Raw genomic sequence first — 24604 nt, forward strand, 5'->3', positions numbered from 1 at the left:
GCCGGCGACTGGTCGCGGGGACATACGCCCGTACCCGTGACTGCCGGTCGGGACCGACCTTAGGTGGCCGGAATGCGGCTGCGAAGTGTACGTTTCATCCATTCGAACCGAACGGGATGGATGAATCGTCCATCCCGGCCTGAACGGGATGGAGGAATCCTCCGTCGTGCCGGACTCACCGCCGCCGTCCGTCCCCGCCGTGTCCGCCCCGGCCGTGCCGCCGACCCCTCCCGTGCCGCTGGCGGCGCTCTTGGCCCGCGAGGACCTGGGCCTGCGCCTGATCGCCGGGCCCGCGGAGCCCGACACGGTGATCCACTGGGCGCACACCTCGGAGATGGCCGACCTCTACCCGTACCTGCTGGGCGGCGAGCTGCTGCTGACGGCGGGGGTCCACGTGCCCTCGGCGGCCGTCTCCGGCGAAGGCGCTCCCGGCCCGGACGACTACTTCGACGGCTATGTCTCCCGGATCGTCGCGGCGGGCGGCGCGGCCCTCGGGTTCGGTCTCGCGCCGGTCCACGACACGGTCCCGCCCGCCCTCGTCGCGGCCTGCGACACCCACGGGCTTCCCCTGCTGGAGGTCCCGCCCCGGACGACGTTCTCCGGGGTCGCCCGCGCGGTGTGGCAGCTCATGGCCCAGGCCCGGCTGGCCGAGCTGCGCCGCGTGACGGAGGCCCAGCAGAGCCTGGCGGCCGCCGCCGCCCGCCCCGATCCGGTGCCGGCGGTCCTGCGGCAGCTCGCCCGGCGGGTGAACGGCTGGGCGGCGCTGTACGGCCCGGAGGGCACGGAACTGGCCCACGCCGGAACCGTCCCGCCGCCCCACCCACCGGAGCCGCCCCGCCCCGGCCCGGCACCCGAGGACGTGCTCGGTGAGCTCGCCGGCGTCGTGCGGCCCCGTGAGGCCCAGGGGCCCGCCCCGTCCTCGGCCACCGACACCGTGGGCGGTGTCCATCTCACGGCCTACGCCCTCGGCAGCGGCCAGGGCTTCGTCCTCGGCGTCGCCGCACCGCGCCGCGACCCCGGCGACCACACGATCGCCTCCGTCGCGTCCGTGCTGCTCTCGCTGCTCACCGGGGAGCACCAGAGCGCGAGCGAGGCCGGCCGGTCGGCGGCCCTGGTGCGGCTGCTGCTCGGGGCGGCGCCCGAGGCGGTGGCGCCGCTGCTCGGCGGTGAGCGGTGGGTGGTCGTGCACGCGCGCCCCGCCGGGGACGGCCCCGCACCGGACAGCGTCGCGGCGTCCGCGCTCGCGGCCGCGCTGGGCTCCGCGCTGGTGGACGTGGGCGGCGACGAAGTCCGCGTCCTCGTCCCCGGCGACCGTGTGCCCGCAGCGCAGCCGGGCTGGGTCTGCGGGGTCAGCGCTCCCGCGGGCCCGCACGGGTGGGCGGCCGCCGACACCCAGGCGGCCCGCGCGCTGGCCCGCGCCCGCGCCACCCGGGCGGCCCTCGTCCGGCACGGCGACCGCCCCGCGCTCGCCGACCTCGTCCCCGCGGCGGACGCCGAGGCCCACGCCCAGGCCCTCCTCGCCCCCGTCGCCGGAACTCCCGCCCTGACCGAGACCCTGCGCACCTGGCTGTCCCTGCACGGCAGTTGGGACCGCACGGCGGTCGCCCTGTCCGTCCACCGCAACACCGTCCGCCAACGCGTCGCCCGCTGCGCCGCGTTGCTGGACACCGACCTCGACGACCCGGACGTACGCATGGAGTTGTGGTTCGCGCTCCGGGAGGAGGAGACACGGGGTGCCGGGAACGGCGCCGCGGTCCGTACACCCGAGTGACGCACGTCCCAGCGACCGGGACGGCCGCGCCCGGGGGCCGAGCGCACCGGCACAATGGTGCTATGCCGATACCCGGGACGCCCAGCCGCGCCGAACTCGTCGACCATCTCGTGAAGACCCGTATCGCGGGCGATGTCGCCACCCCCCGCGAGAACAACCTCTCCCACTACCGCAAGCTGGCGAACGGCGAACGCAACTGGTGGCTCGGTCTGGAACTCGGCGACCGCTGGAGCGACGAGCAGGACGTGCTCGCGGTGATGGCGGAGCGGGTCGGCGTCAACGACGACCCGGAGCACCGCTACGGCCAGGACACCATCGACCCCGAGCTGACCCTGGACGCGCTGGACCGTCTCGCGGGCCGGCTGCGCAAGGCGGCCGAGGACCGGCAGCGGGTGCTGTTCGCGACGGGTCACCCGGGCGGGCTGCTGGACGTGCACCGGGCCACGGCCGCCGCCCTGCGCGCCGCCGGCTGCGAGATCGTGGTGATCCCGGACGGTCTGCAGACGGACGAGGGGTACGTCATGCAGTTCGCGGACGTGGCGGTGCTGGAGCACGGCGCCACGCTGTGGCACACGCACTCGGGCGAGCCGATGCGCGCGATCCTCACCGCGCTGGAGCGGGAGGGCCGCCCGCTGCCCGACCTGGTCGTGGCCGACCACGGCTGGGCCGGCTACGCGGGTCAGCACGGCGTGGACTCCGTGGGCTACGCCGACTGCAACGACCCGGCGCTCTTCCTCGCCGAGTCGGAGGGCACGCTCCAGGTCGCCGTCCCGCTCGACGACCACGTCCTCAGCCCGCGCCACTACGACCCGATGACGGCGTACCTGCTGAACGAGGCCGGCCTGGCCTGAGCCCGCCCCGGCCTCCTCGGACGGCGGCCCCGATCCCGGCGACCGGTCCGGGGCGCGCCCGGCGCGGGCGGGCTCCCGGACGGCGTCCACCGTCCCGCGCCACCGGACCTCGGCGACCGGACCTCGGCGACCGGGCCCGCACGCCACGGGACCGTGCGGCCCCGGCCCGCACGCCACCGGACCCCCGCGGCCGCGGACCCCGCGGCAAGTGCCCCGTTCACGGCCAGGGGTTCAGCCCCTCGGACCGCCGCTGGGCGTAGCCCGGGGTCGGGTCCAGGTACACCCTGCTCACCACGGGGACCACCGACCGGATCCGGTCCTCCGCCTGTTCACAGGCCCACTCGATCTGCGCCGCGGTCGACACGTCCCGGAAGTCGACCTTGGCGGCGACGAGCGCCTCACGCGGCCCCTGCACGAGCGTGATCAGCTCCAGTACGGCCTCCACGTGCTCCACCTCCAGCAGTTCCACCCTGATCCGCTCCCGCACGGGCTTCGGCAACGGCCGTCCGATCAGCAGCTCCGCGTTGGAGCGGCCCAGCACCCAGGCGACGTAGAGCAGCAGGAGCCCGATGAGCAGCGAGGCGATGCCGTCCCAGACGCCCGATCCGGTGAGCTGGCCGCCGAGCAGGCCGCCCGCGGCGAGCACCAGGCCGACGAGTGCGGCCGAGTCCTCCATGACGACGGCCTTCACGGCGGTGTCGGGGGTGCGCCGGAGGTAGGTCTTGAAGGAGGCGTCGAGCCGGGCGGCCTCGCCGCGCGCCTGCCGCAGTCCCGTCCGCAGGGAGAAGCCCTCCAGGAGGAAGGCGACGGCCAGCACGATGTACGAGACGAGCGGGTCGCCGAGCTCCTCGCCCGCGACCAGGGTGTGGATGCCGTCGTAGAGGGAGAAGACGGCGCCGCCGACGAAGGTGGCGACGGCGGCGAGCAGCGCCCAGATGTAGCGCTCGGGGCCGTAGCCGAGCGGATGGTCCTCGTCGGCCGGTTTCTCGCTGCGTTTGAGCGCCGTGAGCAGCATCAGTTCCGTGACGGTGTCGGCGACGGAGTGGGCGGCCTCCGACAGCATCGCGCTGGAGCCGCTGATGACACCCGCGACCGCCTTGGCGAGGGCGATCCCGAGGTTGGCGGCCGCGGCGACGATCACCGTGGAGACGCTCTCGCCGCCGGTGTCCTGCGGTGCGTCAGTCATGCCCCACTTCTACCCGCGAACGCCTACCGGGGGACGCGGACCACGCCCTCCTGGATCACCGAGATGGCCAGCCGGCCGTCCTGGGTGTAGATCCGGGCCTGGCCCAGGCCCCGGCCACCCGACGCGGACGGCGACTCCTGGTCGTACAGCAGCCACTCGTCGGCGCGGAACGGGCGGTGGAACCACATCGCGTGGTCCAGTGAGGCGCCGACGACGTCGCCGGTCACCCAGCCGCCGCGCCCGTGGGCGAGAAGGATGGAGTCGAGGAGCGTCATGTCCGAGACGTAGGTGGCGAGCACGACGTGCAGCAGCGGGTCGTCCGCGAGTTTGCCGTTGGTGCGGAACCACACCTGGGAGCGCGGTTCGCGGGCCTCGCCGACGGTGCCGTACGGCGGCGCGTCGACATAGCGCAGGTCGACGGACTCGCGGGCCTCCAGGATGCGGGCCACGACCTCGGCGTCGGTGAGGACGTCGGCGTACCGCGACAGCAGTTCGGCGGCCGTGGGCAGCGTCTCCGGGTCGGGTGCGGGCGGCATCGGGGCCTGGTGCTCCATGCCCTCCTCGTACGCCTGGAAGGACGCGGAGAGGTGGAAGATCGGCTGTCCGTGCTGGACCGCGACCACCCGGCGGGTGGTGAAGGAGCGGCCGTCACGGATGCGGTCCACGGAGTACACGATGGGCGCCCCGGGGTCACCGGTCCGCAGGAAGTAGGCGTGCAGGGAGTGGGCGAGCCGATCCTCGGGGACCGTGCGCCCGGCGGCGACCAGTGCCTGCGCCGCCACCTGCCCGCCGAAGACGCGCGGAATGACGGCCGACCGTGACTGGCCGCGGAAGATGTTCTCCTCGATCCGCTCGAGATCGAGCAGATCGAGGAGAGACTGAAGTGCCTCGCTCATAAGGCAGTTGTACCGCGCAGTCTTTTCTCGGACCTTACAGGCCCATGTCCTTGGCGATGATCGTCTTCATGATCTCGCTGGTCCCGCCGTAGATGCGGTTGACGCGGTTGTCCGCGTACAGGCGCGCGATCGGGTACTCGTTCATGAAGCCGTAGCCGCCGTGGAGCTGGAGGCAGCGGTCGATGACGCGGTGCGCGACCTCGGTGCAGAACAGCTTGGCGCTGGCGGCCTCGGCCGGGGTCAGCTCACCGGCGTCGAGGGCCTCCAGGGCGCGGTCGGCGACGGCCTCGGCCGCGTCCACCTCGGCCTGGCAGGCGGCCAGCTCGAACTTGGTGTTCTGGAAGGAGGCGACCGACTTGCCGAAGACGGTGCGCTCCTGGACGTACTCCTTGGCGAACCGGACGGCGGCCTTGGCCTGCGCGTAGGCGCCGAAGGCGATGCCCCAGCGCTCGGAGGCGAGGTTGTGGCCGAGGTAGTAGAAGCCCTTGTTCTCCTCGCCGAGCAGGTCCTCGACGGGCACCTTCACGTCGACGAACGCCAGCTCGGCGGTGTCGGAGGTCTTCAGGCCGAGCTTGTCGAGCTTGCGGCCGATGGAGTAGCCCTCGGACTTGGTGTCCACGGCGAAGAGGGAGATGCCGAAGCGGCGGTCCTCGGCGGTGGGCGCGGAGGTGCGGGCGCAGACGATCACGCGGTCGGCGTGGACGCCACCGGTGATGAAGGTCTTGGAGCCGTTGAGGACGTAGTGGGTGCCGTCCTCGGAGAGCTTGGCGGTGGTCTTCATGCCCGCGAGGTCGGAGCCGGTGCCCGGCTCGGTCATCGCGAGGGCCCACATCTCCTCGGCGCTGACGAACTTCGGCAGGAAGCGCTTCTTCTGCTCGTCGCTGGCGAGCATCTTGATGTAGGGCAGGCCGAGCAGCACGTGCACACCGGAGCCGCCGAACTGGACACCGGCGCGCGCGGTCTCCTCGTACATCACGGCTTCGAACTTGTACGAGTCGATGCCGGCGCCGCCGAACTCCTCGTCCACGCGGATGCCGAAGACGCCGAGCTCGGCGAGCTTGTAGTAGAAGTCGCGCGGCGCCTGGCCGGCGGCGAACCACTCGTCGTAGACCGGGACGACCTCGGCCTCGATGAAGGCGCGCAGGGTCTCCCGGAACGCCTCGTGGTCCTCGTTGAACACAGTACGGCGCACCGCCGCCACCTCCGCCTGGATACCTGGTGTTATGTCTAAGCGCTTGCTCAGATATGAGGTTACCCGTCGGTCACGAGCGCCGTCCAGGGGTCACCCCCCGAGACGCTCGTCACGCACCGGGAGCCACAGCGGCCGCTCCGAACGCTCCCCGCGCCATCCGGTGCAGCAGCTCGGCCGTGACCGCACGCCCGGGGAGCGCGCCCGGCCGCCCCAGGTGCGGGGTCGAGTTCAGCAGGCCGAAGACCGAGTGCACGGCGGAGCGCGCGGCGGGCTCCGCCAGATCCGGGTACACGTCGCGCACCACCTCCACCCACAGCTCGACGTACTGACGCTGGAGCTGGCGCACGAGCTTGCGGTCGCTGTCCCGCAGGCGGTCCAGCTCGCGGTCGTGCAGGGTGATCAGAGGGCGGTCGTCGAGCGCGAAGTCGATGTGCCCCTCGATGAGCGAGTCGAGGAGCCCCTCGGCGCCGTCCTCGACGGCCCCCTCGGAGCCCGCCCTGGCCTCCGCCACCCTGCGCCGGCCGCCCGTGAGCAGTTGCCCGCTGATCCCCACCAGCAGCTCGGCGAGCATCGCGTCCTTGCCGGCGAAGTGCCGGTAGAGACCGGGGCCGCTGATTCCGACCGCCGCTCCTATCTCGTCCACTCCCACACCATGGAAACCACGTTCGGCGAACAGCCGCGCGGCCTCCCTCAGGATCTGCTCGCGCCGGGTGGGGGCGTCGGTTCTGGTGGCCATGAAAACAATTCTAGACACCGGCGTTAGCGGTCGTTAACCTGAAGGAAGTTGCGTTAACGCTCATTAACTGGTCGACCACTGGTGAGGGGACCGCAGGATGCAAGAGGCACCGGAGCTGACGAGCGCGGCGGATCCCGCGTCGGAGGCCTGGAGGGCCAACGAGGCGGCACACCGCGCGCTGGGCGAGGAACTGCGCCGCAAGCTGGCCGCGGTGCGGCTCGGCGGCGGCGAGAAGGCACGGGCGCGGCACACCGCGCGCGGCAAGCTGCTCCCCCGCGACCGCGTGGACGCCCTGCTCGACCCCGGCTCCCCGTTCCTGGAGCTGGCGCCGCTCGCCGCCGACGGGATGTACGACGGCGCGGCCCCGGCCGCCGGTGTCATCGCCGGGATCGGCCGGGTGAGCGGGCGCGCGTGCGTGATCGTCGCCAACGACGCCACCGTCAAGGGCGGCACGTACTACCCGATGACGGTGAAGAAGCACCTGCGTGCCCAGGAGGTCGCGCTGGAGAACCGTCTGCCCTGTGTGTATCTCGTCGACTCCGGAGGCGCCTTCCTGCCCATGCAGGACGAGGTGTTCCCCGACCGCGAGCACTTCGGGCGGATCTTCTACAACCAGGCGCGGATGTCCGGCGCCGGGATCCCGCAGATCGCGGCCGTCCTCGGCTCCTGCACGGCCGGCGGCGCGTACGTGCCGGCGATGAGCGACGAGGCCGTGATCGTCCGCAACCAGGGGACGATCTTCCTGGGCGGGCCCCCCTTGGTGAAGGCCGCCACCGGTGAGGTGGTGACCGCCGAGGAACTGGGCGGCGGCGAGGTCCACTCCCGGACCTCCGGCGTCACCGACCACCTCGCCGAGGACGACGCGCACGCGCTGCGGATCGTGCGCACCATCGTCTCCACGCTCCCCGCGCGCGGGGAGCTGCCCTGGGAGGTCACCGCGGCGGCCGAACCCAAGGTCGACCCGTCCGGGCTGTACGGCGCGGTGCCGGTCGACTCCCGCACTCCCTACGACGTACGCGAGGTCATCGCGCGCGTGGTCGACGGTTCCCGCTTCGCCGAGTTCAAGGCCGAGTTCGGGCAGACCCTGGTCACCGGCTTCGCACGGATCCACGGCCACCCGGTCGGCATCGTCGCCAACAACGGCATCCTGTTCTCGGAGTCGGCCCAGAAGGGCGCCCACTTCATCGAACTGTGCGACCAGCGCGGCATCCCGCTGGTGTTCCTGCAGAACATCTCCGGCTTCATGGTGGGCCGCCAGTACGAGGCGGGCGGCATCGCCAAGCACGGCGCGAAGATGGTCACGGCCGTCGCCTGCGCCCGCGTGCCCAAGCTGACCGTCGTGATCGGCGGTTCGTACGGCGCGGGCAACTACTCGATGTGCGGCCGGGCGTATTCGCCGCGCTTCCTGTGGATGTGGCCGGGCGCCAAGATCTCCGTGATGGGCGGCGAGCAGGCCGCCTCGGTCCTCGCGACCGTCAAGCGCGACCAGATCGAGGCGCGCGGCGAGTCCTGGCCGGCCGCGGACGAGGAGGACTTCAAGGACCCGGTCCGCCGGCAGTACGAGCAGCAGGGCAGCGCCTACTACGCGAGTGCCCGGCTCTGGGACGACGGTGTGATCGACCCGATGGAGACCCGGCAGGTCCTCGGACTCGCCTTGACCGCCTGCGCCAACGCGCCCCTGGGTGACCCCCAGTTCGGCGTCTTCCGGATGTGAGGGGACCCATGTTTGACACGGTGCTTGTGGCCAACCGGGGTGAGATCGCCGTACGCGTCATCCGCACCCTGCGTGCGCTCGGCGTGCGCTCGGTAGCCGTCTTCTCGGACGCGGACGCCGACGCCCGGCACGTCCGGGAGGCCGACACGGCGGTACGGATCGGACCGGCGCCCGCGTCGGAGAGCTATCTGTCGGTGGAGCGACTGCTGGAGGCGGCGGCCCGCACCGGCGCCCAGGCGGTGCACCCGGGGTACGGCTTCCTCGCCGAGAACGCCGCCTTCGCGCGGGCCTGCTCGGAGGCCGGACTGGTCTTCATCGGCCCGTCCGCCGAGGCGATCTCCCTGATGGGCGACAAGATCCGCGCCAAGGAGACGGTGAAGGCGGCCGGCGTCCCGGTCGTCCCCGGCTCCTCGGGCAGCGGTCTGACGGACGCGGAGCTGATCGCGGCCGCCCGCGAGATCGGCGTCCCGGTGCTCCTGAAGCCGAGCGCGGGCGGCGGCGGCAAGGGCATGCGCCTGGTGCGCGACACCGAGGTGCTGGCCGACGAGATCGCCGCCGCGCGGCGCGAGGCGCGCGCCTCCTTCGGCGACGACACGCTCCTCGTCGAGCGCTGGGTCGACCGGCCCCGCCACATCGAGATCCAGGTCCTGGCGGACGGGCACGGCAACGTCGTGCACCTGGGCGAGCGCGAGTGCTCCCTCCAGCGCCGCCACCAGAAGATCATCGAGGAGGCGCCCAGCGTGCTCCTCGACGACGCCACGCGCGCCGCGATGGGAGAGGCGGCCGTCCAGGCGGCCCGCTCCTGCGGCTACCGGGGCGCGGGCACGGTGGAGTTCATCGTCCCCGGCGGCGACCCTTCCTCGTACTACTTCATGGAGATGAACACCCGCCTCCAGGTGGAGCACCCGGTCACCGAGCTGATCACCGGCCTCGACCTCGTCGAGTGGCAGCTTCGGGTCGCCGCCGGCGAGCACCTGCCCTACGAGCAGCGGGACATCACCCTCACCGGCCACGCGGTGGAGGCCCGGATCTGCGCCGAGGACCCGGCGCGCGGTTTCCTCCCCTCCGGCGGCACCGTGCTCGCCCTGCGCGAGCCGCAGGGGGACGGGGTGCGCACCGACTCGGGCCTCTCCGAGGGCACCGAGGTCGGCAGCCTCTACGACCCGATGCTCTCCAAGGTCATCGCGTACGGCCCCGACCGCCCGACAGCGCTGCGCAGGCTCCGGGCCGCCCTCGCCGACACGGTCACGCTCGGGGTCCAGACGAACGCGGGCTTCCTGCGCCGGCTGCTGGCCCACCCCGACGTGGTGGCCGGCAACCTGGACACCGGTCTGGTCGAGCGGGAGGCGGACGGCCTGGTACCGGACGGGGTGCCCGAGGAGGTGTACGAGGCGGCGGCGGCCGTCCGGCTCGCCGCTCTGGAGCCCGCGGGCGAGGGCTGGACCGACCCGTTCTCGGTGCCGACCGGATGGCGGCTCGGCGGCACACCGAAGCCGGTCGGCTTCTCCCTGCGGGTCCTCGACCCGGTGGAGTACACCCCGCGCGGCACCCACACGGTTTCCGCCGACCGCGTCGCGGTGACCCTCGACGGGGTGCGGCACACCTTCCACCGCGCCGCCGACTGGATCGGCCGCGACGGCGACGCCTGGCATGTGCGCGACCACGACCCGGTGGCCGCGTCGCTCACCGGATCGGCGCACGCCGGCGCCGACTCGCTGACCGCCCCCATGCCCGGCACGGTGACCGTCGTGAAGGTCGCCGTCGGCGACGAGGTGGCCGCCGGACAGAGCCTGCTCGTGGTCGAGGCGATGAAGATGGAGCACGTCATCTCCGCGCCGCACGCCGGGACGGTCAGCGAGCTGGACGTCACCGCGGGCACGACCGTCGCCATGGACCAGGTCCTGGCCGTCATCACCCCCGCGGAGGAGACGGAATGAACACGTCCGAGCTCGGTCTGCCGATGCCCGTACCGGCCCAGGACCTGCCCGCCCAGGTACGGATCTACGAGGTCGGCGCGCGCGACGGGCTGCAGAACGAGAAGGCGACCGTACCGACCGAGGTGAAGGCGGAGTTCATCCGGCGCCTCGCGGACGCGGGCCTGACCACGATCGAGGCGACCAGCTTCGTCCACCCCAAGTGGGTTCCCCAACTGGCGGACGCGGAGCGGCTCTTCCCGCAGGTGGCCGACCTGCCGGTGGCGCTCCCGGTGCTGGTGCCGAACGAGCGCGGGCTGGAGCGGGCGCTGGCGCTCGGCGCCCGGCACGTGGCCGTCTTCGCCAGCGCGACGGAGTCCTTCGCGAAGGCCAACCTCAACCGGACGGTCGACGAGGCGCTCGCCATGTTCGAGCCGGTGGTGAACCGCGCCAAGGAGGCGCGGCTCTCCGTCCGCGGCTATGTCTCGATGTGCTTCGGCGACCCGTGGGAGGGACCCGTCCCGGTCCATCAGGTCGTCCGCGTCTGCAAGGCGCTGCGGGACATGGGCTGTGACGAGCTGAGCCTCGGCGACACGATCGGCGTGGCGACACCGGGCCATGTGCAGGCCCTGCTCGCCGAGCTGAACGAGGAGGGCGTGCCCACCAGCGCGCTCGGCGTGCACTTCCACGACACCTACGGCCAGGCGCTCTCCAACACCCTGGCCGCCCTCCAGCACGGCGTCGCCACCGTCGACGCCTCCGCGGGCGGCCTCGGCGGCTGCCCGTACGCGAAGTCGGCGACGGGCAACCTCGCCACGGAAGACCTCGTGTGGATGCTCCAGGGCCTCGGTATCGACACCGGGGTCGACCTCGGCCGCCTCACCGCCACAAGCGTGTGGATGGCTGGACAACTGGGCCGACCCAGCCCGTCCCGCACCGTCAAAGCCATCGGTCAAACGACACAGTCCCACCAGGAGTGAACACCATGTCCCTGGACCACCGCCTCTCCCCCGAGCTCGAAGAACTCCGCCGCACGGTCGAGGAGTTCGCGCACGACGTCGTGGCGCCGAAGATCGGCGACTTCTACGAGCGGCACGAGTTCCCGTACGAGATCGTGCGGGAGATGGGCCGCATGGGCCTGTTCGGGCTGCCGTTCCCCGAGGAGTACGGCGGCATGGGCGGCGACTACCTCGCCCTCGGCATCGCCCTGGAGGAACTGGCCCGCGTCGACTCGTCCGTGGCCATCACCCTGGAGGCGGGCGTCTCGCTGGGCGCCATGCCGATCCACCTCTTCGGCACCGAGGAGCAGAAGCGGGAGTGGCTTCCGCGGCTGTGCTCCGGCGAGATCCTGGGCGCGTTCGGCCTCACCGAGCCGGACGGCGGCTCGGACGCGGGCGCGACCCGCACGACGGCCCGGCTCGACCCCGAGACGAACGAATGGGTCATCAACGGCAGCAAGTGCTTCATCACCAACTCGGGCACGGACATCACGGGCCTGGTGACGGTCACCGCGGTCACCGGCCGCAAGCCCGACGGCAAGCCGCTGATCTCCGCGATCATCGTCCCCTCCGGCACCCCCGGCTTCACGGTCGCCGCCCCGTACTCGAAGGTCGGCTGGAACGCCTCCGACACCCGTGAGCTGTCCTTCTCGGACGTGCGCGTACCGGCGGCCAACCTGCTCGGTGAGGAGGGCCGCGGCTACGCGCAGTTCCTGCGCATCCTGGACGAGGGCCGTATCGCCATCGCGGCGCTGGCCACGGGTCTCGCCCAGGGCTGTGTCGACGAGTCCGTCAAGTACGCCAAGGAGCGGCACGCGTTCGGGCGCCCGATCGGCGCCAACCAGGCGATCCAGTTCAAGATCGCCGACATGGAGATGAAGGCGCACATGGCCCGGGTGGGCTGGCGCGACGCCGCGTCCCGACTCGTCGCGGGCGAGCCCTTCAAGAAGGAGGCGGCGGTCGCCAAGCTGTACTCCTCCACGATCGCCGTCGACAACGCCCGTGACGCCACCCAGGTCCACGGCGGCTACGGCTTCATGAACGAGTACCCGGTCGCCCGTATGTGGCGCGACTCCAAGATCCTGGAGATCGGCGAGGGCACGAGTGAGGTCCAGCGCATGCTGATCGCCCGGGAACTGGGGCTCACGGGCTGAGTCCCGCGCACGACCGACACACCGCGGCCACCGACGGGCACCCGCCCGCCGGTGGCCGCGGTGCGTCCGTGACCTGGGCCCGCCGGTGGCGCGGCGCGCCGGTGGCCGCGGCGCGCCGGACAGGCCGTCGGCCGCGGATTCGATCAAGGTGCCCCGCCCTCTGGACATGAGCTGAGGTTAGGCTAACCTACCTTCGAACTGATCCGGTGGATCTTCTCCGCCCCATGTCGAAAGCAGCCGCACTCATGTCCAACGCCCGTGCCACTCAGCTCTCCCGTCGCGGCATCCTCGCCGCGGGCGGCGTCCTCGGCCTCGGCGCCGTCCTCGCCGCCTGCGGTGACGACGACTCGAAAAGCGCTGGCTCGGACGCGACCAAGGCCGCGGCGAAGGCCGGCCCCTGGACGTTCAAGGACGACCGCGGCACGACCGTGAAGCTGGACAGGACCCCGGCGAACATCGTCGCCTTCACCGGTGTCGCCGCCGCCCTGTTCGACTACGGCGTCGAGGTCAAGGGCGTGTTCGGCCCGACGACGACCAAGGACGGCAAGGCCGACGTCCAGGCCGGCGACATGGACGTCAGCAAGCTGACGGTCCTCGGCAACGAGTGGGGCCAGTTCAACATCGAGAAGTACGCGGGCCTCGCCCCCGACGTGCTGATCTCCACGATGTTCGACTCCGCGGGCACCCTCTGGTACGTCCCCGAGGAGTCCAAGGACAAGATCCTCAAGCTCGCGCCGAGCGTCGGCGTCTCCGTCTACGACCGCCAGATGCCGCAGTCCCTGGAGCGCATGTACGCGCTGGCGCAGTCCCTGGGCGCCGACGTGAAGTCGGCGAAGATCGTCGAGGCGAAGAAGAAGTTCGAGGCGGCCGCCGAGCGACTGCGCAAGGCCGCCAAGGCGCGCCCGGAGATCAAGGTGCTGGCCGGTTCCGCGAGCCAGGACATCTTCTACGTGTCCGGCTCCAACCTCTCCATCGACCTGGAGTACTTCAAGGCCCTCGGCGTGAACATCGTCGAGCCCTCCGCCAAGGCCCTCAAGGCCAGCGGCGGCTGGTTCGAGAACCTGAGCTGGGAGAACGTCGACAAGTACCCGGCCGACATCATCATCATGGACGACCGCAGCGCAACCATCCAGCCGGCCGACATCACCGAGGCCACCTGGAAGAAGCTGCCCGCCGTCAAGGCCGGCCAGGTCATCGCCCGGACGCCCGAGGCGATCCTGTCGTACGACAAGTGCACCCCGATCCTCGAGCACCTCGCCGAGGCCATCGAGAACGCCAAGAAGGTCGCCTGACACCCTCCGCGGTGACCACCTGACGATCACTCAGGAGCACGCATGACGACGGCCGTAGCCGCCCCGTTCCGTTTCTTCACCCTCCGGGTCGTACGGACGAGGCGGCTCGGCCCGTCTCTGGTCCGGGTGACCTTCGGCGGACCCGACCTGCGGGACTTCCACTCCGACGGACGTGACCAGTCCCTGTCCCTGTTCCTCCCGCACCCCGGCCGGACCGAGCCCGCCGTTCCCGTCGAACTCGGCGACGACTGGTGGCAGGGTTGGCGCGAACTGCCCGACGACGTGCGGGCGGTGATGCGCTCGTACACCCTGCGGGCCCTGCGCCGCGACCCCGACGAGATCGACATCGACTTCGCGCTGCACGGCCTGGAGCCGGGCGCGGCCGCCCCCGCCGGGCCTGCCTCGCGCTGGGCGTCCGGCGCCGCGCCCGGCGACCGGGTGGTCCTGCTCGGCCCCGCCGTGGCGGACAACCGGGCCATCCGCTTCCGGCCGCCCGCGGACGCCGACCTCGTGGTCCTGTGGGGCGACGAGACGGCCCTTCCCGCGGTCTCCGCCATCCTCGAATCGCTCCCGGCGGGACTGCGGGTGCGGGCCTGGCTGGAGGTCCCGCACGCCGGTGACATCCAGGACCTGGCCACCCCGGCCGACGCCGAGATCACCTGGCTGGTCGGGGACGACCACACCGCCGGGGAGCGCCCCCTGGCGCTCGACGCCCTGCGGTCGGCGCATCTCCCGCCCGCCGAGGCCCCCTACGCCTGGATCGCGGGCGAGTCCGGGTGCGTGCGGGAACTGCGCCGCCATCTGGTGCACGAGCGCGGCATCGACCGCCGGAGGGTCACCTTCGTCGGGTACTGGCGCCGGGGCCTGACAGAGGAACAACTGCGGCAACAGGGCGAGTAGTTCCGCTCCCCGGGCGCCTTCCGCCGATCGGAAAGAGGCGTACGTCACGAAGGACGGGCCAGGGCGAGGAAGCGTGATCGATTTAGGTTAGGCTAACCTAAATCGAACGTCGCGACCTCGCCCTTTCCCGTGTCCCGCTCGGACTGTCTCCCCGCACGGAGGACCCCCACATGCGCTCGCACCTGCTCAACGACACCACCGCGGACCGGTACCGCCGCTCCGTGACCGAAGGGGTCGAGCGGGTGGCCGCCAAACTCGCCGCCACCGACCGCCCGTTCACGGGTGTCTCGGTCGACGAACTCGCCCCCCGCATCGAGCGGATCGACCTCGACAAGCCCCTGCACGACACCACGGCCGTCCTCGACGAGCTGGAAGAGGTCTACCTCCGGGACGCGGTCTACTTCCACCACCCGCGCTACCTCGCCCACCTCAACTGCCCGGTCGTCATCCCGGCCGTGCTCGGCGAGGCCGTCCTGTCCGCCGTCAACTCCTCGCTGGACACCTGGGACCAGTCGGCCGGCGGCACCCTCATCGAGCGCAGGCTCATCGACTGGACGAACGAACGCATCGGTCTCGGCCCGGCCGCGGACGGCGTGTTCACCAGCGGCGGCAGCCAGTCCAACCTCCAGGCCCTGCTCCTGGCCCGCGAGGAGGCCAAGGCGGAGAACCTCGCCGATCTGCGGATCTTCGCCTCCGAGGTCAGCCACTTCAGCGTCAAGAAGTCGGCCAAACTCCTCGGCCTCGCCCCCGACGCCGTCGTCTCGATCCCCGTCGACCACGACAAGCGCATGCAGACCGTCGCCCTCGCCCACGAACTGGAGCGCTGCCGGCAGGACGGCCTCGTGCCCATGGCCGTCGTCGCCACCTCGGGCACCACCGACTTCGGCTCCATCGACCCGCTGCCCGAGATCGCGGAACTGTGTTCCCAGTTCGGCACCTGGATGCACGTGGACGCGGCCTACGGCTGCGGACTGCTCACCTCGCTGAAGCACCGGGACCGCATCGACGGCATCGAGCGGGCCGACTCCGTCACCGTCGACTACCACAAGTCCTTCTTCCAGCCGGTGAGTTCCTCGGCCGTGCTGGTCCGCGACGCCGCGACCCTGCGCCACGCGACCTACCACGCGGAGTACCTCAACCCGCGCCGCATGGTCCATGAGCGCATCCCCAACCAGGTCGACAAGTCCCTCCAGACCACCCGCCGCTTCGACGCGCTCAAGCTGTGGATGACGCTGCGCGTCATGGGCGCCGACGGCATCGGCGAACTCTTCGACGAGGTCTGCGACCTGGCCGCCGAGGGCTGGAAACTGCTCGCCGCCGACCCGCGCTTCGACGTCGTCGTACGGCCCTCGCTGTCCACCCTCGTCTTCCGGTACATCCCGGCCGCCGTCACCGACCCGGCCGAGATCGACCGCGCCAACCTGTACGCCCGCAAGGCCCTGTTCGCATCCGGCGACGCCGTCGTCGCGGGCACCAAGGTCGGCGGACGCCACTACCTGAAGTTCACCTTGCTCAACCCCGAGACCACACAGGACGACATCGCCGCCGTCCTCGACCTGATCGCCGGCCACGCCGAGCAGTACCTGGGAGAGTCCCTTGACCGCGCTTGCTGAATCCACGGACACCACCTACGACTTCGTGGGGATCGGCCTCGGGCCCTTCAACCTCGGCCTCGCCTGCCTCACCGAGCCGATCGCCGAACTCAGCGGTGTCTTCCTGGAGTCGAAGCCCCACTTCGAGTGGCACTCCGGCATGTTCCTGGAGGGCGCGCACCTGCAGACCCCGTTCATGTCGGACCTGGTCACCCTCGCCGACCCGACCTCCCCGTACTCCTTCCTCAACTACCTGAAGGAATCGGGCCGTCTGTACGCGTTCTACATCCGGGAGAACTTCTACCCCCTGCGGGTCGAGTACGACGACTACTGCCGCTGGGCCGCGTCCAGGCTGAGCAGCGTCCGCTTCGGGACGACGGTCGCGGAGGTGACGTACGAGGACGAGGTGTACACCGTACGGACCGAGGCCGGCGAGCTGTTCCGCGCCCGCCACCTGGTCCTCGGCACCGGCACCTCGCCCCACGTCCCGGAGTCCTGCGCGGACCTCGGCGGCGACTTCATCCACAACTCCCGCTACATGCAGAACAAGCGGGAGCTCCAGGCCAAGGACTCGATCACCCTGGTCGGCAGCGGCCAGTCCGCCGCCGAGATCTTCTACGACCTGCTCAGCGAGATCGACGTCCACGGCTACCGGCTGAACTGGGTGACCCGCTCGCCGCGCTTCTTCCCCCTCGAATACACCAAGCTGACCCTGGAGATGACCTCCCCGGAGTACATCGACTACTTCCACGCGCTGCCCGAGGCGACCCGCTACCGCCTCCAGTCGGAGCAGAAGGGTCTGTTCAAGGGCATCGACGGGGAGCTGATCGACGCGATCTTCGACCTGCTCTACCAGAAGAACCTCGGCGGCCCGGTTCCCGCCCGGCTGCTGACCAACTCCTCGCTGGAGAGCGCGCGCCACGACCAGGGCACGTACACCCTCGGGTTCCGCCAGCGGGAGCAGGGCAGGGACTACGAGCTGAGCTCGACGGGCCTGGTGCTGGCCACCGGCTACCGCTACGCCGAGCCCGCGTTCCTCGCACCGGTCCGCGACCGGCTCCGCTACGACACCCAGGGCAACTTCGACGTGGCCCGCAACTACGCCATCGACGTCACGGGCGGCGGGATCTTCCTGCAGAACGCGGGCGTCCACACCCACTCGATCACCTCACCGGACCTCGGCATGGGCCCGTACCGCAACGCGTCCATCATCCGCGAGCTGCTCGGCACCGAGTACTACCCGGTCGAAAAGGCCATCGCGTTCCAGGAGTTCTCCGTATGACCACCGCCACCGCCACCGCCATCGGCACCTTCACCGTCCGCCCCCTCGACCCCGTCGAGGACGCGCCGGTGCTGCACCGGTGGGTGACCCACCCCAAGGCCGCCTTCTGGATGATGCAGGAGGCGAGACTGCACGACGTGGAGCGCGAGTACATGGCCATCGCGGCCAGTGACCACCACGACGCCTTCCTCGGTCTCCTGGACGGCGAGCCCGTGTTCCTGATGGAGCGCTACGACCCCCGGTACGTCGAACTCGTCGGCCTGTACGAGCCGCGGCCGGGCGATGTCGGCATGCACTTCCTGGTCGCCCCGAGCGACACCCCCGTACACGGCTTCACCCGGGCCGTGATCACCTCGGTGATGGAGCACCTGTTCGCCGACCCGGCGACCGAGCGCGTCGTCGTCGAGCCCGACGTGGCCAACACGGCCGTGCACGCCCTCAACGAGGCCGTCGGCTTCGTCCCCGTCGAAGAGATCCAGAAGCCGGAGAAGAAGGCGCTGCTGAGTTTCTGCACCCGGGAGCAGTTCGCGAAGGCGGTGGCCGCGTGAGCTCCGCCGAGAGTGTCGCCCACCTCTCCCCCGAGCGCTGGGCCGACGCCAACCGCCTCCTTCTCCGCAAGGCCCTCGCCGAGTTCGCCCACGAGCGGCTGCTCACCCCGCGGAGCCTGCCGGACGGCCGCTACGAGGTCCTCGGCGACGACGGGCTGACGAGCTACCGGTTCGCCGCGACCCGGCGCCTGCTCGACCACTGGCAGGTGGCCGCCGAGTCCATCACCCGGCACCGCGACGGCGCCGAACTCCCGCTGTCGGCGCTGGACTTCTTCATCGAGCTGAAGACGTCGCTCGGCCTGAGCGACGAGATCCTGCCGGTCTACCTGGAGGAGATCTCCTCCACCCTCGCGGGCACCTGCTACAAGCTGACCAAGCCGCGGGTCCCGGTCCGCGAGCTGGCCGGCGCCGGCTTCCAGGCCATCGAGACCGGCATGACCGAGGGGCACCCCTGCTTCGTCGCCAACAACGGGCGGCTCGGCTTCGGTGTGCACGACTACCTCGCCTACGCTCCCGAGACCGCGCACCCGGTGCGGCTGGTGTGGCTGGCGGCGCACCGCTCACGGGCCGCCTTCACGGCGGGCGTCGGCATCACGTACGAGTCCTTCGTGCAGGGCGAGCTGGGCGTGGAGACGGTCGAGCGGTTCGACGGGATCCTGCGCGAGCGGGGGCTCGACCCCGAGGAGTACCTCCTCATACCCGTCCACCCCTGGCAGTGGTGGAACAAGCTGTCCGTGACGTTCGCGGCCGAGGTCGCGCAGCGGCGCCTGGTCTGTCTCGGCGAGGGCGACGACGAGTACCTGGCCCAGCAGTCCATCCGGACGTTCTTCAACACCAGCAGCCCGCACAAGCACTACGTGAAGACGGCGCTGAGCGTGCTGAACATGGGCTTCATGCGGGGTCTGTCCGCCGCCTACATGGAGGCGACCCCGGCGATCAACGACTGGCTGGTCCAGCTCGTCGAGAGCGACCCGGTGTTGAAGTCCACCGGCCTGTCGGTCATCCGTGAGCGGGCGGCCGTCGGCTACCGGCATCTGGAGTACGAGGCGGCCACCGACCGGTACTCCCCGTACCGCAAGATGCTGGCCGCGCTGTGGCGCGAGAGCCCGGTCCCCTCGCTGGGTGAGGGCGAGTCCCTGGCGACGATGGCGTCCCTCGTCCATGTCGACCACGAGGGCGCCTCGTTCGCGGCCGCGCTGATCGAGCGGTCGGGCCTGACGCCGGTGGAGTGGCTGCGCGGCTATCTGCGCGCCTACCTCACCCCGCTCCTGCACAGCTTCTACGCGTACGACCTGGTCTACATGCCGCACGGCGAGAACGTCATCCTCGTCCTGGAGGACGGGGCGGTGCGGCGGGCGGTCTACAAGGACATCGCCGAGGAGATCGTGGTCATGGACCCGCAGGCGGTACTGCCGCCCGCGGTGGAGCGGATCCGCGTCGACGTCCCCGAGGACACGAAGCTGCTGTCGATCTTCACGGACGTCTTCGACTGCTTCTTCCGCTTCCTGGCCGCCCAGCTCGCGGAGGAGGGGGTCCTCGCCGAGGAGGACTTCTGGCGGACGGTCGCCGAGTCGGTGCGCGCGTACCAGGAGGCGACGCCCGAACTCGACGACAAGTTCCGGCAGTACGACCTGTTCGCACCCGAGTTCGCGCTGTCCTGCCTCAACCGGCTCCAGTTGCGCGACAACCGGCAGATGGTCGACCTGGCGGATCCGTCGAGCGCGCTGCAACTGGTCGGCACCCTGAAGAACCCGATCGCCGGGTTCTGAGCACCGGGCTCCGCGAGGAGCCCCGAAGACGGGCGGGCGCCCCGGAGACGGTCCTCCGGGGCGCCCGTCGGCTTTCCGTCTAACGCGCGGGCCAGGGGACCTGGGGCGAGCGGTAGTACGCGATGCCGAGGGCGTCCCAGCGGGGCGCCTGGGCGGCGAGGCGCACCTTGTAGGTGTCCCAGTCGTGCGTGGCGGCGGGGGACCAGCCGAGCTCGGCGGCCCCGGGCAGCCTCGGGAAGGCCATGACGTCGATGTCCGCGGAGCTCTGGATCGTCTCCGTCCACAGCGGCGCCTCGACGCCCTTGACGGCCGAGGCGGGCACGCCGGGCAGGTAGCTCCCCGGGTCCCAGTCGTAGGCGCGCCGCACCTCCACCAGGCCGGCCCAGTCCTGGCCGAGCGGGGTGTCGGCGGTGTACTTCATGTCGAGGTAGAGCCGGTCCGCGGGCGACAGCACGAGCCCGGTCCCGTTCCGCGCAGCCGCGGCGACCTGCGCCTTCTCCTCGGCACCGGTGTCGTCGAGCCCCCAGTACTGCGCGAGGGCGCCCTTCGCCGGAGTGGCCCCGGTGAGCTGGTGCCAGCCCATCACCTTCTTGCCGTACTTGGTGACGAGGGGCTGCACCTTGTCCATGAAGGTCACGTAGTCCGCGTGGCTGGTGGAGTGCGCCTCGTCGCCGCCGATGTGGAGGTACCCGCCGGGGGTGAGCGCGGCCAGCTCCCGGATCACGTCGTCCACGAAGGAGTACGTCACCGGCTTGCCCACGCACAGCGAGCTGAAGCCGACGTCGGTGCCGGTGTAGAGGTCCGGCGCGACCCCGTCGCAGTTCAGTTCCGCGTACGAGGCGAGGGCGGCGTTGGTGTGCCCGGGCATGTCGATCTCCGGGACGACCTCCAGATAGCGCGAGGAGGCGTACCGGACGATCTCGCGGTAGTCGGCCTTGGTGTAGAAGCCGCCCTGTCCGCCGCCGACCTGGGTGGAGCCGCCGTGGGCCGCGAGCCGGGGCCAGGAGTCGACGGCGATGCGCCAGCCCTGGTCGTCGCTCAGGTGCAGATGCAGCTTGTTGACCTTGTACAGCGCGAGTTCGTCGATGTACCGCTTGACCTGGGCGACGGTGAAGAAGTGCCGGGAGACGTCGAGCATGGCCCCGCGGTAGGCGTAGCGGGGCCGGTCCTTGATGCTGCCGCCGGCGATCAGCCAGGGGCCGCGCTGGACGGAGTCCTTCTCGACGGCTGCGGGCAGGAGCTGACGCAGGGTCTGGACGCCGTGGAAGAGGCCCGCGGGCTCGCCGGCCGTGATGGTGACGCCCGAGGTCCCGCTGTCGAGCCGGTAGCCCTCGACGCCGAGGCCCTTGCCGCCGAGCCGGAGCCGGATCGCCCCGGGGCCGTGCGAGGCGACCGGCAGCCGGTACCCGGTGGAGGGCCGCAGGATGCCGGCGAGGTACTCGCCGACCGCGCGGGCCGCGCGCGAGTCGTCGACATGGATGCGGGTGTCACCGGTGATGCGGTACGGGGCTCCGCCCGGCTCGACGGAGGCGGGGGCCGGGACGACGCGGCCCAGTGGCGCGGCGGCCCGGGTGTGCGGTGCCGCGCCGGCGAGGGAGAAGCCGGCCGCCGCCACGAGCAGCAGCGTACCGAGAAGGCGGGGCGTTCTGTGGTGCTGTCTCACATGCGCTCCCTTCGGTGCCCGGCGAAGGCTCTCCCGGCCCGTCCTCGGCCGCGTTCTCCGCCGTGCCCCTTCGTTGGGGTCGAAACCTCGAATTGGTCGAGACCACTCTGCCTCAGTAGCGGTGGAACAATCCTCCTCATGGCGGAAATCATCCAGCGGGACGGCACGTGGATCTTCGACGGCGACACTCTGCGGCTGACCCCGGGACGGGACAAGGGCGTCAGCCTGCTGCGCCGGACGCTGGGTGAACTCACCGTGCCGCTGGGCGCGTTGGCGGGCATATCGCTGGAGCAGGGCAGGAAGGCCGGGCGGCTCAGGCTCCGGCTGCGCGACGGCGCCGACCCGCTGCTCCAGGCGACGGGCGGCAAGCTCGTGGAACCGAACGACCCGTATCAGCTCACGGTGGAGGCCGACCGGTTCGGCGTCGCCGAGTACTTCGTGGACGAGGTGCGGGGCGCACTGCTCCTCGACCAGGTCCCCACGGGCCCGGTCGACGGCTATCTGCTGCCCGGCCCGGCGGTGCCGCTGTCCGCGTCCGCGGGGGACGGCACGGCGAGCTTCGACGGCGAGCGCGTACGTCTGGAGTGGAACTGGAAGACGGAGGACGCGAAGTCCGCGGCGGGTGCCCGGACGCTGGCGCTCGTGGACGTGACGGCCGTCGAGTGGCGGCCCGCGGCCGGGCTGGAGAACGGCTGTCTGCGCTTCACCCTCCGCGGCTCCGACACCAAGGCACCGCCGAAGTACGACCCCGACTCCGTGGAGCTGTGGGGCTTCAAGAGGGACCCGCTGATGGCGCTGGTCGCGGCGGCCGTGCAGGTGAGGCTCCCGCATCCGGCGGCGGCGGTGGAGGACCGGCCGGACGAGGAGCCGGCCTCGGAGGCCGCCGCCGGGCCGGGGCCCGAGGCCGATCACGACGCCCTCCTGCGCAGGCTCCGCGAACTGGGCGAGCTGCGCAAGGAGGGCGTCCTGACGGACGAGGAGTTCGCCCTGGCCAAGCAGGCGGTCCTCAAGCGCCTGTAGGAACGGGCGGGCGAGGACCGCCGCGCGGGGGCCGGCCGCCGGTCAGGGAGGCGGTACGCCCCGCCTTCCGGGCGTACCTGGTGCCGGTGGACCGGTGGTACCCCGCGTGCCCGGGTGCGCGGCCCCGGAGGCTACTTGGCCCGGCGCGCGATCGTGAAGTGGTCGACCTCCGCACCGGTCTCGGCGATGCCGCGGACCTTCAGGGTGGCCAGGCGTCCCTTCACGGCCGGCTGGACGTCGACGCGCAGGAACGAGTAGTTGAGGTAGCGCACGCGCGACCAGGTGACCGTCTCGTTCTGCTTCCCGTCCTTGAGGTTGACGAAGGAGGCGACCGACTCGACCTCGTTCTCCTTGCCCTCGTAGGACTCGGGGGCGGTGAACGCGTACAGGCTGCGGCCGGCCGCGCCCGCCGTCACGTACACGACGCCGTCGGTCTCGGTGTACGCCGTGCCGCCGATCGGCAGCTTCTTGGTGACCGCGTTCCCCTTGATGACGTCCGTGCGCTCGTACTGGTGGTTGTGGCCGTTGATCACCAGGTCGACGCTGTACTTCTCGAACAGCGGCACCCACTCCTGGCGCACGCCCCCCTCCGAGGCGTGCGCCGTGGAGGTGCAGTACGCGCAGTGGTGGAAGAAGATCACGACGAAGTCGATGTCCTTCGAGGCGCGGTACTTCTTGAGCTGCGCCTCCAGCCACTTGGTCTGGGTGCCGCCGGAGATGCCGAGGTTGGCCGGGATCTCGAAGGAGATGTCGTTGGCGTCGAGCGAGATGATCGCCGTGTTGCCGTGGACGAAGGAGTAGACGCCCGGCAGGTTGGCCTTGTCGGGTCCGTTGTCCGGAAGCGTCCAGCGGGCCTCCTCGCCGCCGTAGCCGTTGGGCGAGTACCAGGCCTCCATGTCGTGGTTGCCGTACGCCGGCATCCACGGCACCTGCTTGGCGACCGTCTCGGTCTGGGCGAGGAACTGGTCCCAGATGCGCGAGTCGAAGCCGGTGTCGGTGGTCTTGCCCTGGCCCGCGGGGTCCGCGTACGCGATGTCGCCGGCGTGCAGGTGGAAGGCCGGGTTCTGGGCGAGCAGCAGGGCGTCGTTGGCGAGGCCGTGGTAGCCGACGCCCTCGTCGCCGAAGGCGGTGAAGGTGAAGGGCTCGGCCTGCGAGGGCGCGGTGGTGAAGGTGCCGAGCGTGCCGAGGAGGTGCGGCTGGGCCGGGTCGAAGCCTGCGTGGCCGACACCGTAGTAGTAGGTCCTGCCGGGGCGCAGGTGGGTGAGCCTGGCGTGCAGGTAGTACTGGGTGTGGTCGCCGCTCGCGCCCACGCCGGCCGGGGTGTAGAGGGTGCGGACCTCGGCCTCGATCTTGCGGGAGAGGTCCCAGGGGTGGGCGCCGATGCGGATGTAGGGCTTGGCGACGGCGGCCGGCACCTGCCAGGAGACGGTCATCTCGGTGCGCGGGTCGTTGCCGAAGGCGAGGTGACGGCCGAAGGGGGCGACGAGGGCGCCGTCCACCTTCTCCGTCGAGGTCGGGGCGGCCGTCCGCTGCGAGGGGACGGCGGCCTGGGCGGCGCCGGGTACGAAGGCCCCGCCGGCGACGGCGCCGATGGTCACGGCGCCGCCTCTGATCATGTTGCGCCGGGAGAACTTGGCGCGAAGGTACTCGTGCTGCTCGGCCATGGTCATCTTCTCGGCGAGCTGCTCGGGTACGCCCATGCGTGGAGTGTCCATGGATCCAGAAGTTGCTCCGGGCAATCGACGGGACGCAAGACGACGGATGGACAGCCCGCAAACAGCACACCATAAGAGATTCAACAAGCACTTGCCCGATATCGGGCAGGATTCTTGCGAATCGTCTTCCCGTACCCCAGGATCAACGGGTGCACGACGAACTCGTTGATCATTTGACGCGGTCGACCCCCCTGAACCGGGGTGAGGCGCTGCGGGTGGTCCAGGACGTTCTCGCCTATTTCGACGAGACGGCCCAGGAGTTCGTCCGCCGCCGCCACCGTGAACTCCAGGCCCAGGGCCTGGTGAACGAGTCGATCTTCGAACGGATCGAGGCGGACCTGAAATATCGCGCGGTCGCGCCGCCGGAGCTCACGCTCAGGCAACTGCGCCGCATCGTTTACGGCTGAGGGAA

The 24604-nt window shown here is 71.2% G+C and carries 20 protein-coding genes; 14 read left to right on the forward strand and 6 right to left on the reverse strand.

The window, feature by feature from the left end; translation table 11 throughout:
* Positions 1 to 148: 148 nt before the first annotated feature.
* Positions 149 to 1771, forward strand: a complete 1623-nt coding sequence (locus ACWEBX_RS08460) for a PucR family transcriptional regulator ligand-binding domain-containing protein (RefSeq protein ID WP_451884142.1) — start codon at positions 149 to 151, stop codon at positions 1769 to 1771.
* A gap of 62 nt (positions 1772 to 1833) precedes the next feature.
* Complete coding sequence (locus ACWEBX_RS08465; RefSeq protein WP_451884143.1) at positions 1834 to 2622, forward strand: phosphatase; 789 nt, start codon at positions 1834 to 1836, stop codon at positions 2620 to 2622.
* A 217-nt stretch (positions 2623 to 2839) separates the two neighbouring features.
* Here ACWEBX_RS08465 and ACWEBX_RS08470 read toward each other — a convergent pair whose 3' ends face one another.
* From ACWEBX_RS08470 to ACWEBX_RS08485, 4 genes are all read right to left on the reverse strand, one after another.
* Complete coding sequence (locus ACWEBX_RS08470; RefSeq protein WP_451884144.1) at positions 2840 to 3808, reverse strand: cation diffusion facilitator family transporter; 969 nt, start codon at positions 3806 to 3808, stop codon at positions 2840 to 2842.
* A gap of 23 nt (positions 3809 to 3831) precedes the next feature.
* Positions 3832 to 4704 (reverse strand): acyl-CoA thioesterase II, encoded by an 873-nt coding sequence (gene tesB / locus ACWEBX_RS08475; RefSeq protein ID WP_451884145.1) that lies wholly within the window; start codon positions 4702 to 4704, stop codon positions 3832 to 3834.
* Between the two features lie 34 nt (positions 4705 to 4738).
* Complete coding sequence (locus ACWEBX_RS08480; RefSeq protein WP_355988824.1) at positions 4739 to 5896, reverse strand: acyl-CoA dehydrogenase family protein; 1158 nt, start codon at positions 5894 to 5896, stop codon at positions 4739 to 4741.
* A gap of 109 nt (positions 5897 to 6005) precedes the next feature.
* Positions 6006 to 6632, reverse strand: coding sequence for an SACE_7040 family transcriptional regulator (locus ACWEBX_RS08485; RefSeq protein ID WP_451884146.1), 627 nt, complete (start codon positions 6630 to 6632; stop codon positions 6006 to 6008).
* A gap of 97 nt (positions 6633 to 6729) precedes the next feature.
* On the opposite strand from ACWEBX_RS08485, the gene ACWEBX_RS08490 reads away from it, so the two are divergent.
* From ACWEBX_RS08490 to ACWEBX_RS08535, 10 genes are all read left to right on the forward strand, one after another.
* Complete coding sequence (locus ACWEBX_RS08490) at positions 6730 to 8346, forward strand: carboxyl transferase domain-containing protein (RefSeq protein ID WP_451884147.1); 1617 nt, start codon at positions 6730 to 6732, stop codon at positions 8344 to 8346.
* Positions 8347 to 8354: 8 nt separating this feature from the next.
* On the forward strand, positions 8355 to 10283 hold the full coding sequence (locus ACWEBX_RS08495) for an acetyl/propionyl/methylcrotonyl-CoA carboxylase subunit alpha (protein WP_451884148.1): 1929 nt from the start codon (positions 8355 to 8357) through the stop codon (positions 10281 to 10283).
* Positions 10280 to 11239 (forward strand): hydroxymethylglutaryl-CoA lyase, encoded by a 960-nt coding sequence (locus tag ACWEBX_RS08500; protein ID WP_451884149.1) that lies wholly within the window; start codon positions 10280 to 10282, stop codon positions 11237 to 11239. The genes ACWEBX_RS08495 and ACWEBX_RS08500 overlap by 4 nt, the downstream gene beginning before the upstream one ends.
* Positions 11240 to 11250: 11 nt before the next feature.
* Positions 11251 to 12411, forward strand: coding sequence for an acyl-CoA dehydrogenase family protein (locus ACWEBX_RS08505; protein ID WP_451884197.1), 1161 nt, complete (start codon positions 11251 to 11253; stop codon positions 12409 to 12411).
* Between the two features lie 245 nt (positions 12412 to 12656).
* Positions 12657 to 13703: an ABC transporter substrate-binding protein gene (locus ACWEBX_RS08510; RefSeq protein WP_451884198.1), complete on the forward strand. Its 1047-nt coding sequence runs from the start codon at positions 12657 to 12659 to the stop codon at positions 13701 to 13703.
* Between the two features lie 42 nt (positions 13704 to 13745).
* Positions 13746 to 14603, forward strand: coding sequence for a siderophore-interacting protein (locus tag ACWEBX_RS08515; protein WP_451884150.1), 858 nt, complete (start codon positions 13746 to 13748; stop codon positions 14601 to 14603).
* A 170-nt stretch (positions 14604 to 14773) separates the two neighbouring features.
* On the forward strand, positions 14774 to 16216 hold the full coding sequence (gene desA, locus ACWEBX_RS08520) for a lysine decarboxylase DesA (protein WP_451884151.1): 1443 nt from the start codon (positions 14774 to 14776) through the stop codon (positions 16214 to 16216).
* Positions 16200 to 17477 carry a lysine N(6)-hydroxylase/L-ornithine N(5)-oxygenase family protein gene (locus tag ACWEBX_RS08525; protein ID WP_451884152.1) on the forward strand — a complete coding sequence of 426 codons (1278 nt, stop codon included), beginning with the start codon at positions 16200 to 16202 and terminating at the stop codon, positions 17475 to 17477. Before desA ends, ACWEBX_RS08525 begins: the two co-directional genes overlap by 17 nt.
* Complete coding sequence (locus ACWEBX_RS08530) at positions 17474 to 18025, forward strand: GNAT family N-acetyltransferase (protein ID WP_451884153.1); 552 nt, start codon at positions 17474 to 17476, stop codon at positions 18023 to 18025. The genes ACWEBX_RS08525 and ACWEBX_RS08530 overlap by 4 nt, the downstream gene beginning before the upstream one ends.
* A complete protein-coding gene (locus ACWEBX_RS08535; protein ID WP_451884154.1) occupies positions 18022 to 19794 on the forward strand; it encodes an IucA/IucC family protein in 1773 nt (590 codons plus the stop codon). The genes ACWEBX_RS08530 and ACWEBX_RS08535 overlap by 4 nt, the downstream gene beginning before the upstream one ends.
* Positions 19795 to 19873: 79 nt before the next feature.
* On the opposite strand, the gene ACWEBX_RS08540 is transcribed toward ACWEBX_RS08535, so the two are convergent.
* Complete coding sequence (locus ACWEBX_RS08540) at positions 19874 to 21457, reverse strand: beta-N-acetylhexosaminidase (RefSeq protein WP_451884155.1); 1584 nt, start codon at positions 21455 to 21457, stop codon at positions 19874 to 19876.
* Between the two features lie 138 nt (positions 21458 to 21595).
* On the opposite strand from ACWEBX_RS08540, the gene ACWEBX_RS08545 reads away from it, so the two are divergent.
* Positions 21596 to 22477, forward strand: a complete 882-nt coding sequence (locus ACWEBX_RS08545) for a DUF4429 domain-containing protein (RefSeq protein WP_451884156.1) — start codon at positions 21596 to 21598, stop codon at positions 22475 to 22477.
* 131 nt (positions 22478 to 22608) lie between these two features.
* Here ACWEBX_RS08545 and ACWEBX_RS08550 read toward each other — a convergent pair whose 3' ends face one another.
* Positions 22609 to 24177, reverse strand: a complete 1569-nt coding sequence (locus ACWEBX_RS08550; RefSeq protein ID WP_451884157.1) for a purple acid phosphatase family protein — start codon at positions 24175 to 24177, stop codon at positions 22609 to 22611.
* A 164-nt stretch (positions 24178 to 24341) separates the two neighbouring features.
* Between ACWEBX_RS08550 and ACWEBX_RS08555 the strand changes: the two genes are divergently transcribed.
* Complete coding sequence (locus tag ACWEBX_RS08555) at positions 24342 to 24599, forward strand: hypothetical protein (protein ID WP_451884158.1); 258 nt, start codon at positions 24342 to 24344, stop codon at positions 24597 to 24599.
* Positions 24600 to 24604 lie beyond the last annotated feature (5 nt).

This window comes from Streptomyces sp. NPDC005070, assembly GCF_053600395.1.